The sequence below is a fragment of the Streptomyces sp. NPDC047971 genome (genome assembly GCF_040653355.1).
Classification (GTDB): domain Bacteria; phylum Actinomycetota; class Actinomycetes; order Streptomycetales; family Streptomycetaceae; genus Streptomyces.
Window position 1 is genome coordinate 92,604 of sequence record NZ_JBEZNW010000011.1, and the last position, 14,244, is coordinate 106,847.

Consider the following 14,244-nt stretch of genomic DNA (forward strand, 5'->3'; position numbering starts at 1 on the left):
GTACGGGGGGACAAGCCGTGCGCACGAGCGCGTACGGGCGGCGGGAGCGGGGCTCCGGGTACCGCAGCGGATTACTGCCCGCCGTCGACCGGCCGTACGCGCGTGGGGTCGTGCGCCTCCGAGCAGATGCTCGCACCACCGGGCGGACAGTGCGCCAGGGCCGCGCCGTGGTTCGGCGCGATCCCGCGTGAGGATGTCCGGATCGCCGGACCGGGCCTCGCGGTCGCGCGATGACGTGCCGACGATCCCTGGGGCGTGCTCCGGGGCAGGGTGTGCTGCGCGAGGATGGCCCCTATGAAGCCCATCATCACCGCAAGCGAACTCGTGAGCGAGTCGGCGGGGGCCACGCCCCCGGTACTGCTGGACGTCCGCTGGCAGCTCGGCGGCCCGCCCGGGCTGCCCGCCTACGAGGCGGGGCACATCCCCGGTGCCGTCTTCGTGGACCTGGACGCGGAACTGGCCGGTCCGCCCGGCAGCGGGGGGCGGCACCCGCTGCCGGACCCGGCGGCCTTCGGAGCCGCGATGCGCCGGGCGGGCGTCTCGGCCGACACCCCGGTCGTCGTCTACGACGACTGGCTCGGCTGGGGTGCGGCCCGTGCCTGGTGGCTGCTGCGCTGGACGGGCCACGCGCGCGTGCGGGTCCTGGACGGCGGGCTCGGGGCGTGGACGGCGGCCGGACACGGCCTGTCGAGGGAGACTCCGGCGCCGGAGCCGGGCGACTTCGCTCCGGAGCCGGGCGCCGTCGCGCTGCTCGACGCGGACGGCGCGGCGGCCCTGGCCCGCACCGGCCTGCTCCTCGACGCCCGGGCGGCGGAGCGCTACCGGGGCGATGTCGAGCCGATCGACCCGGTCGGCGGCCACATCCCGGGCGCCGTGTCGGCCCCGACGACGGAGAACGTGGACGCGGAGGGCCGCTTCCTGTCCGCGGAGGACCTGGCGGCACGCTTCTCGAAGCTCGGCGCGGGAGACGCGCGCGGCGGCGAAGCCGTGGGTGTCTACTGCGGCTCGGGCGTCTCGGGCGCGCACGAGGTGCTGGCCCTGGAGATCGCCGGCGTCCCGGCGGCCCTCTACGCCGGTTCCTGGTCGGAGTGGTCGAACGACCCCGGCCGACCGGTGGCGACGGGGCCGAACCCCTAGCCGGCCGGCCGCCACGCGTCGTCGGCCGCCACGCGTCGTCGGCCGCCACAAGGAGGACCCCGGTCCGCCGGTGCGACGCGACCCTCGGCCGTCCTGCGCCCCGGGAGTGCCGCGCGAGAAGGGGCCCGCGCCAGGTCGGCGCGGGCCCCTCTCTCGTACGGCGATCAGTCCTGCTTCTTCCTTCGCGTGCCGAAGACGATCTCGTCCCAGCTCGGAACCGCCGCGCGGCGGCCCGGGCGGACGCCGTCCGCCTCCGCCTGGCGGTCCGTGGTGCCCGTCAGGCGGTCGCGGTGACCGGAGACCGCGCGGGGCATCAGGACGTCGGCGTACGCCGAGCCCGCTCCCGCCGAGGCCGCGGGAGCCGGGGGCTCCTCCGCCTCGGGCTCGTCGCTCGGCTCCGTGGAGGACGGCTCCGTGTTCCGTTCCGGGACGACCATGTCGCCGCGGAAGCTCGGCACGGCCTCCAGGAGGCTGGTGAGCGAGTCGCGCTCCTCCTCCGGCTCGGCGGACGGAGCGGACCGTTCCGACTGGCGCTCCATCTGGCGGTCCAGGGCCCGGTCCAGCGGCCTGTCCCGAGGCAGCCGGGCGATGCGCGGCACGAAGGGGAAGCTGGGCTCCGGCGCGGCGGCGATCGTGTCGTCCGTCTCGCCGATCAGCGCCCGCGCCTCGTCGTCCACGGCCTGGACGAGCCGCCTGGGCGGGTCGTACGTCCAGCTCGCCGTGTGGACCTCGCCGGCCACCCGGTAGACGAGCAGCACCTCCCAGGTGCCGTCGTCCCGGCGCCAGGAGTCCCACTGCACGGTGTCCTTCTCGGCGCCGCGCAGCAGCAACCGCTCCTGCACCGCCTCACCGAGCTGCGGACCGGTGTTCTCGCCGGGCCGGCGCACGGGTGTCTTGCGGGCCCGCTCGGCCATGAACGCCCGCTCGGCGAGCACGGGGCCCTCGAAGCGCCGCACGCGGTCGACGGGGATGCCGGCGAGCTGGGCGACCTCCTCGGCGGAGGCACCGGCACGTATCCGCGCCTGGATGTCGCGGGGGCGGAGGTGGCTCTCCACCTCGATCTCGATCTGACCGAGTCGCGCGCGGTCGTTGCGCACGGCGGCCCGCAGCCGCTCGTCGATCGGAAGCGTGTACTCCGTGCTGTCAGCAGCCTTCAGCACCAGTCGTGTGCCGTCGTTGGAGACGGCCACGACACGCAGTTCGGGCATGGGGACCTCCCGGGTGGTGCCTGCCGACGTCACGTGCGTCGCTGCTTCCGCTAGTCGAGTGTGGCCTGCCCGGGTGCAGCCTGCCACAACCTTGCCGAGTTGCCCGGCGTGTCGGGCATGGACCCTGGAACGCCGTTATGGCACGGTTACCTGTTCACGACTCAGAGTGACCGGCGGTCACGCTGTGCGACAGGAATCCGCGCGGTGCCACGGCGCCGCCGGTTCGAGCGCCACTTTCGGCCCCCTCCCGTAGAGCCCGAGCACCCTCGCGGGAGCGCGGACCCAGGGCTCGACACAGTACTCCATTCGGGCCACGTGGGTGGACCGGCGCGCCGCCCAACTTCTCCGGAGGTACGGGAGTTGAGTCTCCGCGCCCGTCGCCCGTACGTGTCGCTCTTCACAGAACCAGCGGAAACGGAACTATTCACTTCGCCCATTTGTCCCTTGTGGGTGGATGGTTGAACAGCTGAGCAGGCAAAGGCGGGGCATGGAGCAGGGCAAGGACGAGAAGAAGAAGCGGATCGATCTCAGCGTCGCCCAGGTCTCCGGCAGCGCCGTCGCCGCCGTCGTGGCCGCCAAACTCGCCTCCACCCTCGGCGTGTACGGCACGATCCTCGGCGCCGGTGTGATCAGTGTCATCGCGACCTGCGGAGGCTCGCTCTTCCACCACCTCTTCACGCGTACGGGAGAGCAGCTGCGGGAGGCCGCCGGACCCTCCGGTCCGGGGAAGGCGGGGGAGCCCGCGGCACGGCGGCCGGCGCCGGACCGTACGCGGACGCTCACGGCCGTCGGCGGGCCCGGGAAGCTCCCGCATGCCCGCGAGTTCGGGGCGGGGCCCGGTGGGGAGTTCGGCGAGGCCACCACGCACGGCACCCGCGTCCGGGGCTGGAAGCGCTCCGGCATCGCCGCGGCGCTCGTCTTCCTCGTCGCCATGGGAGGCATCACCACCTACGAACTGATCTCCGATCAGGACTTCAGCGGCACCAAGGGGAGCACGACCTTCGGCTCGGTCGTCCGGGGCGACGGCGGAGGAAGGGCCGAGCCCTCGACCGGCACGACACCGTCGCACCGGCCCGGCACCGAGCGGCAGCCGGAACGGGACACGAGCGGCGGCGCCGCCGGCACACCGTCTCCGGATTCCGGCGGGACGGCCCCCGCCCCGACGCCGACGCCCTCGCGCTCGACCGGGGGTGACCCGGCGCCCACTCCCACCCCGACGCCGACGCCCACGGACACGGCGCCGACCCCCGGCCCTTCGGCGACCCCGTCCACCGGCACGGGTGCCGGTGGACAGGCGGCCTCGCCGGCCGAGTGACCGTCAGTCGCCCAGTACCCGGCGCAGATAGTCGTTGGCGAACAGCCGGCCCGGGTCCAGTCGGTCCCGCAGCGCCGTGAACTCGGCGAAGCGCGGGTAGACCTCGGAGAAGTACGCGGCGTCCCGGGTGTGCACCTTGCCCCAGTGCGGCCGGCCGCCGTGCGCGGTCATGATGCGCTCCACGGCCGTGAAGTACGCGCGGTGGGGCGTCCCCTTGTAGAGATGCACGGCGATGTACGCGGTCTCCCGGCCCGAGGCCGTGGAGAGCGCGATGTCGTCGGCGGGGGCCGTCCGCACCTCCACCGGGAAGCTCACCTTCAGCGGCGAGCGCTCGACCATGGCCTTCACCTCGCGCAGCGCCGCGACGGCGGCCTCGCGCGGCAGGGCGTACTCCATCTCCAGGAAGCGGACCCGGCGCGGGGAGGTGAAGACCTTGTACGGGATGTCGGTGTACGTGCGGGCCGACAGCGCGCGACTGGAGATCTTGGCGAGCGAGGGGATCACCGGAGGGACGGCCCGGCCCAGCGAACAGGCGAGCTGGAAGACCCCGTTGGAGAGCAGCTCGTCCTCGACCCAGCCGCTGATCCTGCCGGGCGGGGCGGCGGGGCCGGCGCTGCGGTTGTTGCGCTTGGTGTTGCAGTTGTCGGTGTGCGGGAACCAGTAGAACTCGAAGTGCTCGTTCTCCGCGTGCAGCGCGTCGAACTCCGAGGTGACCCGGTCGAAGGGCATCGGCTCCTCGCGCGCGGTGAGCAGGAAGACCGGCTCCACGGCGAAGGTGATCGCCGTGACCACGCCGAGAGCGCCGAGGCCGATCCGGGCGGCCGCGAAGACCTCCGGGTTCTCCTTCTCCGAACAGGTCATCAGCCGGCCGTCCGCCGTGACCAGCTCCAGCTCCCGGATCTGCGCGGCTATCGAGGCCGAGTCGCGGCCGGTGCCGTGGGTTCCGGTGGACGTGGCGCCGGCGACCGTCTGCTCCATGATGTCGCCCATGTTCGTGAGCGACAGGCCCTCCCGGGCCAGCGCCACGTTGAGCCGCTTGAGCGGAGTGCCGGACTCCACCGTGACCGTCATCGCCTCGCGGTCGATGCGCCTGATGCCCGTCAGCAGATCGGGCCGGACCAGCACGCCGTCCGTGGCGGCGATCGAGGTGAAGGAGTGGCCGGTGCCCACGGTCTTCACCCGCAGTCCGTCCTCGGCCGCCTTCCCGATCGCCTCGGCCAGTTCCTCGGCCGAGGCCGGGCGCACCTCCCGTACCGGACGGGAGGTGACGTTCCCCGCCCAGTTACGCCACGGGCTGTTCGCCGTCCCGGCGCTCTCCGACCGCTGTGACTGCCCCGTGCTCGTCCCGCTCACGCTGCCCCTCCCGTGTCGGCACCGGCTGCCGCAGCCGGTGGTAGCCGAGGAGACCCACCAGGACCGCGAGCGCGCCCGAGACGACGGGCACCACGTACGCCGCTTCCGCCCCCGAGGCGTCGACGACCCAGCCGGCGGCCGAGGAGCCGAGCGCCACACCGATCGCGAGCCCGGTCCCTGTCCAGGTCATGCCCTCGGTCAGCTTGGTGCGAGGTACGTGCGCTTCGACGAGGGCCATGGTGGTCACCATCGTCGGTGCGATGGACAGGCCCGCGACAAAGAGCGCCACGGCCAGCAACGGCAGGTTCCCGGCCAGTAGGAGGGGGATCATACTCACGGCCATCGCGCAGACGCCCAGCAGCCACCTGCGCGACGGCTCGCCCTTGAGGTGGAGCAGGCCGAAAACGGCGCCGGCCAGACAGGAACCCAGCGCGTAGACCGCGAGCACCAGGCTGGCGGCCGCCTTGCTGCCCTGCTCCTCCGCGAACGCCACCGTCACCACGTCGATCGAGCCGAAGATCGCGCCGGTGGCGACGAAGGCGAGGGCGAGGACCTGGAGTCCGGGGGAGCGGAGCGCGGAACTTCCGGAGCTCCCGTCGTGCGGGTGCGGCGCGGGCTCCGTGGCGCGCAGCGAGGTCAGCCAGAAGACGCCGACGGCGAGGAAGACGGCCGCGAACAGCGGGCCGGCCTCGGGGAACCAGACGGTGGACAGGCCGATGGAGATGATCGGGCCGAAGATGAAGCACACCTCGTCGACGATCGACTCCCAGGAGTACGCGGTGTGCAGTCGGCGCGCCTCCCCCTGGTAGATGTCCGCCCAGCGGGCCCTGGTCATGGCCCCGAGGCTCGGCACGCAGCCGATCACGGCGGTGAACACGAACAGGGTCCAGTCCGGGGCGCCCTGCTGGACGCAGAGCAGCAGCCCGGCGGCCGCGACCAGCGACACGAGGGTCACCGGGCGCAGCACACGGCGCTGGCCGTACCGGTCGACCAGGCGTGAGACCTGCGGTCCCAGGACGGCGGCGGACATGGCCATGGTCGCGGAGAGCGCGCCCGCGAGGCCGTACCTCCCCGTCACCTGGGAGATCATGGTGACGATGCCGATGCCCATCATGGACAGCGGCATACGGCCGATGAATCCGGCGACCGAGAACGATCTGGTGCCGGGCGCCGCGAAGATCGCGCGGTAGGGACTGGGCAAGAGGATCTCCGGGCATCAGCTCAACACGTGTAATTAATAGCTAAAGCCTACGGTGTTGAACTGGATGCCGCAGCCGCATTTTTCGGCCGGGGCGCGCCATCGGCCTTCAGCGACGGATGGGAAGATCGGTGCCATGTCCGATCAGCACGATCCCGCCCCGTACGACGCCCTTCTGCTGCTCTCCTTCGGCGGCCCCGAGGGCCCGGACGACGTCGTCCCGTTCCTCGAGAACGTCACCCGCGGCCGAGGCATTCCGAAGGAGCGGCTCAAGGAAGTGGGCCGGCACTACTTCCTCTTCGGCGGCGTCAGCCCGATCAACGACCAGAACCGCGCACTGCTCGACGCGCTGCGCGCGGACTTCGAGCAGGCCGGCCTCGACCTGCCGGTCTACTGGGGAAACCGGAACTGGGCGCCGTACCTCACCGACACCCTGCGGGAGATGGTCACCGACGGCAGGCGCCACATCGCCGTCCTCACCACCAGTGCCTACGCCTCCTACTCCGGCTGCCGGCAGTACCGCGAGAACCTCGCCGACGCGCTCTCCGAGCTGGAGGCGGAGGGCCTTCCGCTGCCCCGGGTCGACAAGCTCCGGCACTACTTCAACCACCCCGGGTTCGTCGAGCCCATGGTCGAGGGCGTGCTCGCCTCGCTGGCCGACCTCGACGACTCCGTCCGGGCCGGCGCCCACCTCGCCTTCACCACCCACTCGATCCCCGACTCGGCGGCCGACTCCTCCGGCCCCTCCGGCGAGCACGGCGAGGGCGGCGCCTATGTGAAGCAGCACCTCGACGTGGCCCGGGTGATCGTGGACGAGGTACGCCGGAGGACGGGCGTCGACCGCCCCTGGAAGCTCGTCTACCAGTCCCGAAGCGGCGCCCCGCACATCCCCTGGCTGGAACCGGACATCTGCGACCACCTGGAGGAGCTGCACGGCGCCGGGGTCCCGGCCGCCGTGATGGTCCCGATCGGCTTCGTCTCGGACCACATGGAGGTGCTGTACGACCTCGACACCGAGGCCACCGCCAAGGCCGCCGAGCTGGAGCTCCCCGTCAAGCGCTCCGCCACCGTCGGAGCCGACCCGCGCTTCGCGGCGGCCGTGCGGGACCTCGTCCTGGAGCGCGCGGCGAGCGAGCGCGGCACCCGGGTCGAGCGCTGCGCGCTCGGCGCCCTCGGGGCCTCCCACGACCTCTGCCCCATCGGCTGCTGCCCGGCGAGGGCCGAGCGGCCCGCGGCGGCCGGAGCCGACAGCCCGTACGCATAAGGAGCGCTTGTGACCGAGCCCGTGAACCCTGTGCCGACCGATCCGCTGCTCACCGAACTGCTCGACCTCGCCCTGGAGGCGTCGCGCCTGGCCGGCGCCCTGCTCCGCGACGGCAGGCCGGACGACCTGGCCGTCGCGAAGACGAAGTCCAGCCCGATCGACGTCGTCACCGAGATGGACATCGCCGCCGAGAAGCTGATCACCGGCTTCCTCTCCGAGCACCGGCCCGACGACGGCTTCCTCGGCGAGGAGGGCGCCGCAAGCCCCGGCACCAGCGGCGTCCGCTGGGTGATCGACCCGCTCGACGGCACCGTGAACTACCTCTACGGGCTGCCCACCTGGGCCGTCTCCATCGCCGCCGAGCGCAACGGCGAGACCGTCGTCGGAGTCGTCGAGGCACCCATGCGCAACGAGACGTACCGCGCCGTGCTCGGCGGCGGCGCCCACATGGGGGAGCGGCGGCTGGCCGCCCGTCCCGCGCCCCCGCTGGAGCAGGCGCTGATCTCCACCGGCTTCGGCTACGTACAGACCCGGCGAGCCCGCCAGGCCGAGATCGCGCAGCGCGTGATCCCGCGCGTGCGCGACATCCGCCGGGGCGGATCGGCCGCCATCGACCTCTGTGACGTCGCCGCGAGCCGTCTCGACGGCTACTACGAGCGCGGCCTCAACCCCTGGGACCTCGCAGCCGGTGACCTGATCGCCCGCGAGGCGGGCGCCCTGACCGGTGGACGGCCCGGAGAGCGCCCCTCGGGCGAGCTGACCATCGCGGCCCCGCCCGGGGTCTTCGAGCCGCTCCAGGAGCTGCTGGAGGAGCTCGGAGCCTGGCGCGACTAGGGCGCGGGCGCGCATGCGAAGGGGCCCCGGTGTCGACGACACCGGGGCCCCTCCACGTCCGGGTCAGGCGCTGGCGGCGCCGACCTCCACGCCGTGTTCGGCGGCCAGGCGGTGCAGGTCGTCGAGCTCGGCCTGCTCGACCTCCGCGAGGAAGTCGTCGCCCGTCTCGCGCGCCCGTGTGAGGTCGGTCTGCGCAGTCCTTATGCGCTGCAGCAGTCCTGCGGTGAAAGCGTCCATCGTGCGCCCCCTCGTCATGGGTCGGTGGCACGGGGGTGTGCCGAGGGTGGGGTGGATCACACGCTGCAACCTCTGGGGGACAGAGCGGGTTGTGGCGCGCCACATACAGGGCGTGATCGCGGGGTGTGCAGACGTCCTCCCCACGCCCTTCCTCACAGAAACCTCAACTGGCCCGTGAATCCGGCGAATTCTCCGCGCGCCCCCTCCCACCCCACTCGTGCCCCCACACGCCCCCTTCCCTTCCGCGAGCCCTCCCGTCATCCCCCGTACGCCGTCTTACAGCCGGTTTACGCGCGTACCGGGCAGGATGGATACGCACAGTCAGTGCTCGGAACCGCCCGGGTCCGCGTGTGGGGACAGGGCTCTCAGGAAGGAAGAACAGACGTGCGTGTACTCGTCGTCGAGGACGAGCAGCTGCTCGCCGATGCGGTGGCCACCGGACTGCGCCGGGAGGCCATGGCGGTCGACGTCGTGTACGACGGCGCCGCCGCCCTCGAACGCATCGGGGTGAACGACTACGACGTGGTGGTCCTCGACCGGGACCTCCCGCTGGTCCACGGCGACGACGTCTGCCGCAAGATCGTCGAGCTGGGGATGCCCACCCGCGTCCTCATGCTCACGGCCTCCGGCGACGTCAGCGACCGCGTGGAGGGCCTTGAGCTCGGGGCCGACGACTACCTCCCCAAGCCCTTCGCCTTCACCGAGCTCACCGCGCGCGTGCGGGCCCTCGGCCGGCGCACCACCGTGCCGCTGCCGCCCGTCCTGGAGCGCGCCGGCATCAAGCTCGACCCGAACCGCCGCGAGATCTTCCGCGACGGCAAGGAGGTGCAGCTCGCGCCCAAGGAGTTCGCCGTCCTGGAGGTCCTGATGCGCAGCGAGGGCGCGGTCGTCTCGGCCGAGCAGCTCCTGGAGAAGGCCTGGGACGAGAACACGGACCCCTTCACCAACGTCGTACGGGTCACGGTGATGACCCTGCGCCGCAAGCTCGGCGAGCCGCCCGTCATCGTCACCGTCCCCGGCTCCGGCTACCGGATCTGACCCGGTGGCCGCGACCCCAGCGCCCCCTCAGGCGCCGCCGAAGCCGACCTGGGACCCCAGGGACCCGGTCAGGCCCCTGCTCCGTCCGACGATCCGGATACGGCTCACCCTCCTGTACGGCGGGATGTTCCTGATCGCCGGCATCCTGCTGCTGTCGATCATCTACCTGTTCACCGCGCAGGCACTCGGCGACAGCGCCTCGGAGCTGCCCTTCAAGGTCGTCAAGGGCGAGGTCCAGCCGACCACCTCCTGGTGCCAGCTGCCCGCCACGGGCACCGGCGAGCAGCTCAACGAGGCCGTCTCCGCCTGTCTCCAGCACCAGCGGGACCTGGCGCTCGACGACCTCCTGCGCCGCTCGCTGTTCGCCCTCCTCGGGCTGAGCATCATCGCCTTCGCCTTCGGCTACGCCATGGCGGGCCGGGTGCTCTCCCCGCTCGGCCGGATCACCCGGACCGCCCGCCAGGTGGCCGGATCCGATCTGGCCCGGCGGATCGAGCTGGACGGCCCGGACGACGAGCTGAAGGAGCTCGCGGACACCTTCGACGAGATGCTGGAGCGTCTGGAGCGGGCCTTCACCGCCCAGCAGCGCTTCGTCGCGAACGCCTCGCACGAGCTGCGGACCCCGCTGGCGATCAACCGCACCCTCCTGGAGGTCCATCTCTCGGACCCCGGGGCGCCCGTGGAGCTCCAGCAGCTCGGCAAGACCCTGCTCGCCACCAACGAGCGCAGCGAACAGCTGGTGGAGGGCCTGCTGCTGCTGGCCCGCAGTGACAACCAGATCGTGGAGCGCAAGCCCGTGGACCTCGCCGAGGTCGCCTCGCGCGCCATCGACCAGGTGCACGCGGAGGCGGTGGCCAAGGGCGTGGAGCTCCGCGGGGAGCGGGAGGCGGCCGTCGTCCAGGGCAACGGCGTCCTGCTCGAACGGATCGCCCTGAACCTGGTCCAGAACGCCGTGCGGTACAACGTGGCCGAAGGAGGCTGGGTGGAGGTCACCACCGAGACCGAGCACGGCCAGGCGGTCCTCGTCGTCTCGAACACGGGTCCCGTGGTTCCCGCGTACGAGATCGACAACCTCTTCGAGCCGTTCAGAAGGCTGCGGCAGGAGCGGACCGGGAGCGACAAGGGAGTCGGTCTCGGCCTGTCGATCGCGCGTTCCGTCGCGCGCGCCCACGGGGGCCGTATCATCGCGGAGCCCCGCGAAGGCGGCGGTCTCGTGATGCGTGTCACTCTTCCGATCTGACACACTTCGGGTACCAGCCGGTTCCGTTCGCTTTGCGCGGAATTCCGAGATCCCCGTTCCTGAGACGCTCATGTGTGATCGATCACAGGAACGAGCATCCGGCTTTCTACTCTCCGTGATCGAGAAATCCCTCGGAAAACCCGGAAAAGTCCGGGTTTCCGGGGGGTCGGATGACGGGAAGTACACGGGGTGGCGCCCGTGAAGGACGGCAGGTGGACCGTGTACGGTCCCGTTCGCCACCCAAAGCCGATCACTCGTGAGAGGGCCGGTTGGGTGTCGATTGAGTAACAGACCTTGATGTGAGGCAAAATCTCCGCCTCGGGTCGGGCACAAGTCCGGCCTCTCACGCGTTACGTGCGCTGGAGACACCGCAACCACCCAGAGGGGGAGAGCGACATGGCAACGGATTACGACACCCCACGCAAGACCGACGACGACGTCGACTCGGACAGCCTTGAGGAACTGAAGGCCCGCCGGAACGACAAGTCGACCTCGACGGTCGACGTCGACGAGTTCGAGGCCGCAGAGGGCCTTGAGCTGCCCGGCGCCGATCTCTCGAACGAGGAGCTCGCCGTACGGGTCCTGCCGAAGCAGGCCGACGAGTTCACCTGCATGAGCTGCTTCCTCGTGCACCACCGCAGCCAGCTGGCCCGGGAGAAGAACGGTCAGCCGATCTGCCGCGACTGCGACTGAGATCGCTCTGCCGTGGCAGGCGACTCACCGTCCCGGAAGCGACGCTTCCGGCTTCCCGGGAGGCCGGAGGCGTATCAGGGCGGCTCGGACCCGGCGGAGGGCGCTCAGGAGGCCCCCACAGCCGAGCAGAGCACCCTCCTGCCCTCCCTCGGCGCACGTGACGACGAGCGAGGCCCTTCGGCCTCGCTCGAAGCAGCCGTCACCGACGGGACGGCCGGAACGCCCGAGCCGGCGGACCGGGAGGCCCCGCGCGGCGGGCGCCGTCTCGACGCCGTCAAGCGCGTCGCCGAACCGGCGCGCGCGCAGCTGGACCGCATGAAACTCGGCCCCGCGCGGATCGACGCCGTCAAACGCGGCGTGAAGCGTGGCGGCGAGAGCGCGAAGGCCGGGATCGCCTACCTCGCCGACCGGCTCATCGAGATCGCCCCGCGCGTTCCCGTCCGGGACCTGGCGACCCTGCGCAGACACTTTCCCGGCCTGGGGCCGGAAGAGATCGCCGACAAACTCGTCGCGGGCGCGGCCAACGCCAGCTCGACCGTCGGCGCCGGCATCGGCGTCGCCGCGATGATGCCCGTACCCCCCGCGCTGCCGGCCGAGCTCGCGGCGGAGATCACCGGAGTCGCCGCGATCGAGCTCAAGCTCATCGCCGAACTCCACGAGGTCTACGGCCTGCGGCCGCCCGGCACGCTCACCCAGCGATCGACCGCGTATCTCACCGCCTGGACCGAGGAACGGGGCATCGACCCCACCAGGCCGACCACTGTCAACGCGGCACTCGGCGGGCAGCTCAAGCGTGAGCTGCGGCAGCAGATCATGAAGCGCATGGTGCGCAACCTGCCCAACCTGATGCCGTTCATGGTCGGCGCCGCCGTCGGCGCGGTGATGAACCGCCGCGACACCAGGAAGGTCGCCCAGCACGTCCGCAAGGACCTGCGGAAGCGCCAGGTGCCCTGGAGCGCCCTGGAGGGGCTGCCCCCGCTGGAGCAGCCCGAGAACCCCAAGGAGATCGGCTTCTAGCCCTCGCCGACCCGGCCCTCGGCGGTCAACGCCCCGCCGGCCCGGCCCTCGGCGGTCAACGCCTCACCGGCCTCCGCGCCCGTCTCCTCCGCGCCCGCGGCCACCAGGGCGGCGACCAGGCCCTCCGGATCACGGCTGGACAGATAGACGTAGGGCGTCGGGTCCGCCGGGTCGGTCACCTCGACCCGGACCGCCCGGGGCACGTAGCTGCGCAGCAGCATGAAAGCGCGCGGATCGGCCTTGTACGTGCGCCAGGCGCGCGCCTCCTCCGCGTCCAGTACCTCCGGCGCGCCCAGCGCGGAGACCGGGATCCTCGCGTCGCCGGCCACCAGCGAGCCGGCCACCACCCGAATCCGCGCCGAGCCGTACGAGGAGACGACGACCGCCGCCACCGCCCCCGCGGCGATCAGCCCGATCAGGGTCGGAACCGTACCCAGCGGGAACGTCACCAGACCGCCGGACAGGCCCAGCAGCGCCGTGATCACCCACCAGGAGCGGGGGGCGGTCAGACGTTCGTCGAAGCGCGGCGCGGAAGGCGGTGCGGAAGGCTGCATACGTCCAAGCTTGGCACGGCGCGACCTGCGCCCGGCCTCGCGGGTAAGGTCTGCGGCTGTGACTGCAACATCTGCCGCCCTCACCCCGCCGGCCGACGCCATACCGCCGGTACGCCACCCCGACGCGCCCGCCCCCGGCGAGCTGCTCGGATCGCACTACGCGTCCTGTTTCGGGTGCGGCGGCGGGCAGCCCCACGGTCTCCACCTGGAGGCCCGGGCCGGCGAGGGCGTGACCGTCACCGCCGAGTTCACCGTGACCCCCGACCATCAGGGTGCCCCCGGGCTCGCGCACGGCGGCGTCCTCGCCACGGCGCTCGACGAGACCCTCGGCTCCCTGAACTGGCTGCTGCGGGTCATCGCCGTCACCGGCCGTCTGGAGACCGACTTCGCGCGGCCCGTTCCGGTCGGCACCGTCCTGCACCTGGAGGCCGAGGTCACCGCCGTGCACGGGCGAAAGATCTACTCGACCGCCACCGGCCGGATCGGCGGGCCGGACGGCCCCGTCGCCGTCCGCGCCGACGCCCTCTTCATCGAGGTCAAGGTCGACCACTTCATCGACAACGGCCGCCCGGAGGAGATCCAGGCCGCCATGTCCGACCCCGACCAGGTCCGGCGCACCCGCGCCTTCGAGGTGAACCCCTGATGCGCAACCCTGTCGACGTCCTGATCCGGCGCGTGGACCCGGACGTGCCGATCCCGGCCTACGGCCACCCCGGCGACGCCGGAGCCGATCTCGTGACCACCGAGGCGGCCGTTCTGGCCCCCGGGGAGCGGGCCGTGCTGCCCACCGGGGTCTCCATCGCCCTGCCCGACGGCTACGCCGCCTTCGTGCACCCGCGCTCCGGGCTCGCTGCCAGGTGCGGAGTCGCCCTCGTGAATGCCCCGGGGACGGTGGATGCCGGGTACCGTGGAGAGATCAAGGTGATCGTGGTCAATCTCGACCCGCGCGAGAGCGTGCGGTTCGAACGGTTCGACCGGATTGCCCAACTGGTCGTCCAGCAGGTCGAGAAGGTGCGCTTCCACGAGGTGGCGGAGCTTCCCGGCTCGGCGCGGGCCGAGGGGGGCTTCGGGTCCACCGGCGGTCATGCCGCCGTGGACGGCACAACGGGTGGGAATCGATACGCTTCGGTCGTATCCGACCGGGAAGGACAGTGAC

15 protein-coding genes are annotated in these 14,244 nt (G+C 72.1%); 10 read left to right on the plus strand and 5 right to left on the minus strand.

The genetic code is table 11. The features are described from left to right. The first annotated feature begins 294 nt into the window (after positions 1–294). Positions 295–1,137: a sulfurtransferase gene (locus tag AB0D99_RS13595; RefSeq protein WP_362359943.1), complete on the plus strand. Its 843-nt coding sequence runs from the start codon at positions 295–297 to the stop codon at positions 1,135–1,137. Between the two features lie 164 nt (positions 1,138–1,301). Here the strand turns inward: AB0D99_RS13595 and sepH are convergent, their stop codons facing one another. Then, the gene (gene sepH / locus AB0D99_RS13600; protein WP_362359945.1) at positions 1,302–2,345 is read right to left on the minus strand and encodes a septation protein SepH; all 1,044 of its coding nucleotides are present in this window, start codon (positions 2,343–2,345) and stop codon (positions 1,302–1,304) included. Between the two features lie 487 nt (positions 2,346–2,832). Between sepH and AB0D99_RS13605 the strand changes: the two genes are divergently transcribed. Next, positions 2,833–3,660 carry a hypothetical protein gene (locus tag AB0D99_RS13605; RefSeq protein ID WP_362359947.1) on the plus strand — a complete coding sequence of 276 codons (828 nt, stop codon included), beginning with the start codon at positions 2,833–2,835 and terminating at the stop codon, positions 3,658–3,660. A 3-nt stretch (positions 3,661–3,663) separates the two neighbouring features. Here the strand turns inward: AB0D99_RS13605 and AB0D99_RS13610 are convergent, their stop codons facing one another. Beyond that, on the minus strand, positions 3,664–5,013 hold the full coding sequence (locus AB0D99_RS13610) for a D-arabinono-1,4-lactone oxidase (protein ID WP_362359949.1): 1,350 nt from the start codon (positions 5,011–5,013) through the stop codon (positions 3,664–3,666). Next, positions 4,943–6,214 carry an MFS transporter gene (locus tag AB0D99_RS13615; protein WP_362359951.1) on the minus strand — a complete coding sequence of 424 codons (1,272 nt, stop codon included), beginning with the start codon at positions 6,212–6,214 and terminating at the stop codon, positions 4,943–4,945. Before AB0D99_RS13615 ends, AB0D99_RS13610 begins: the two co-directional genes overlap by 71 nt. 133 nt (positions 6,215–6,347) lie before the next feature. On the opposite strand from AB0D99_RS13615, the gene AB0D99_RS13620 reads away from it, so the two are divergent. Together AB0D99_RS13620 and AB0D99_RS13625 are read left to right on the plus strand one after the other, a co-directional pair. Continuing rightward, the gene (locus tag AB0D99_RS13620) at positions 6,348–7,475 is read left to right on the plus strand and encodes a ferrochelatase (protein ID WP_362359953.1); all 1,128 of its coding nucleotides are present in this window, start codon (positions 6,348–6,350) and stop codon (positions 7,473–7,475) included. A gap of 9 nt (positions 7,476–7,484) precedes the next feature. Beyond that, the gene (locus AB0D99_RS13625) at positions 7,485–8,309 is read left to right on the plus strand and encodes an inositol monophosphatase family protein (RefSeq protein WP_362359955.1); all 825 of its coding nucleotides are present in this window, start codon (positions 7,485–7,487) and stop codon (positions 8,307–8,309) included. A gap of 63 nt (positions 8,310–8,372) precedes the next feature. On the opposite strand, the gene AB0D99_RS13630 is transcribed toward AB0D99_RS13625, so the two are convergent. Continuing rightward, entirely contained in the window at positions 8,373–8,546 is a 174-nt protein-coding gene (locus AB0D99_RS13630) for a hypothetical protein (RefSeq protein ID WP_315893340.1), read from the minus strand. A 384-nt stretch (positions 8,547–8,930) separates the two neighbouring features. Between AB0D99_RS13630 and AB0D99_RS13635 the strand changes: the two genes are divergently transcribed. From AB0D99_RS13635 to AB0D99_RS13650, 4 genes are all read left to right on the plus strand, one after another. After that, the gene (locus tag AB0D99_RS13635; RefSeq protein ID WP_362359957.1) at positions 8,931–9,584 is read left to right on the plus strand and encodes a response regulator transcription factor; all 654 of its coding nucleotides are present in this window, start codon (positions 8,931–8,933) and stop codon (positions 9,582–9,584) included. 4 nt (positions 9,585–9,588) lie between these two features. Further along, positions 9,589–10,824 carry an ATP-binding protein gene (locus AB0D99_RS13640; protein WP_362359960.1) on the plus strand — a complete coding sequence of 412 codons (1,236 nt, stop codon included), beginning with the start codon at positions 9,589–9,591 and terminating at the stop codon, positions 10,822–10,824. A gap of 396 nt (positions 10,825–11,220) precedes the next feature. Next, positions 11,221–11,517 carry a DUF4193 domain-containing protein gene (locus tag AB0D99_RS13645; protein WP_003955561.1) on the plus strand — a complete coding sequence of 99 codons (297 nt, stop codon included), beginning with the start codon at positions 11,221–11,223 and terminating at the stop codon, positions 11,515–11,517. A gap of 12 nt (positions 11,518–11,529) precedes the next feature. Further along, a complete protein-coding gene (locus AB0D99_RS13650; RefSeq protein ID WP_362359963.1) occupies positions 11,530–12,534 on the plus strand; it encodes a hypothetical protein in 1,005 nt (334 codons plus the stop codon). Here the strand turns inward: AB0D99_RS13650 and AB0D99_RS13655 are convergent. Continuing rightward, on the minus strand, positions 12,531–13,088 hold the full coding sequence (locus AB0D99_RS13655; protein WP_362359966.1) for a DUF3093 domain-containing protein: 558 nt from the start codon (positions 13,086–13,088) through the stop codon (positions 12,531–12,533). The two genes, AB0D99_RS13650 and AB0D99_RS13655, sit on opposite strands and share 4 nt — an antisense overlap. A gap of 58 nt (positions 13,089–13,146) precedes the next feature. Here AB0D99_RS13655 and AB0D99_RS13660 point away from each other — a divergent pair, with 58 nt between their 5' ends. Next, entirely contained in the window at positions 13,147–13,731 is a 585-nt protein-coding gene (locus tag AB0D99_RS13660) for a PaaI family thioesterase (protein ID WP_362359969.1), read from the plus strand. Then, entirely contained in the window at positions 13,731–14,243 is a 513-nt protein-coding gene (dut, locus tag AB0D99_RS13665) for a dUTP diphosphatase (RefSeq protein WP_030146953.1), read from the plus strand. Before AB0D99_RS13660 ends, dut begins: the two co-directional genes overlap by 1 nt. The last annotated feature ends 1 nt before the right edge of the window (position 14,244 follow it).

Excerpts from the sequence above, each read along its gene's own strand:
- AB0D99_RS13595 (WP_362359943.1), top strand. The coding sequence starts at position 295 with ATGAAGCCCATCATCACCGCAAGCGAACTCGTGAGCGAGTCGGCGGGG.
- sepH (WP_362359945.1), bottom strand. The coding sequence starts at position 2,345 with ATGCCCGAACTGCGTGTCGTGGCCGTCTCCAACGACGGCACACGACTG.
- AB0D99_RS13605 (WP_362359947.1), top strand. The coding sequence starts at position 2,833 with ATGGAGCAGGGCAAGGACGAGAAGAAGAAGCGGATCGATCTCAGCGTC.
- AB0D99_RS13620 (WP_362359953.1), top strand. The coding sequence starts at position 6,348 with ATGTCCGATCAGCACGATCCCGCCCCGTACGACGCCCTTCTGCTGCTC.
- AB0D99_RS13630 (WP_315893340.1), bottom strand. The coding sequence starts at position 8,546 with ATGGACGCTTTCACCGCAGGACTGCTGCAGCGCATAAGGACTGCGCAG.
- AB0D99_RS13645 (WP_003955561.1), top strand. The coding sequence starts at position 11,221 with ATGGCAACGGATTACGACACCCCACGCAAGACCGACGACGACGTCGAC.
- AB0D99_RS13655 (WP_362359966.1), bottom strand. The coding sequence starts at position 13,088 with ATGCAGCCTTCCGCACCGCCTTCCGCGCCGCGCTTCGACGAACGTCTG.
- dut (WP_030146953.1), top strand. The coding sequence starts at position 13,731 with ATGCGCAACCCTGTCGACGTCCTGATCCGGCGCGTGGACCCGGACGTG.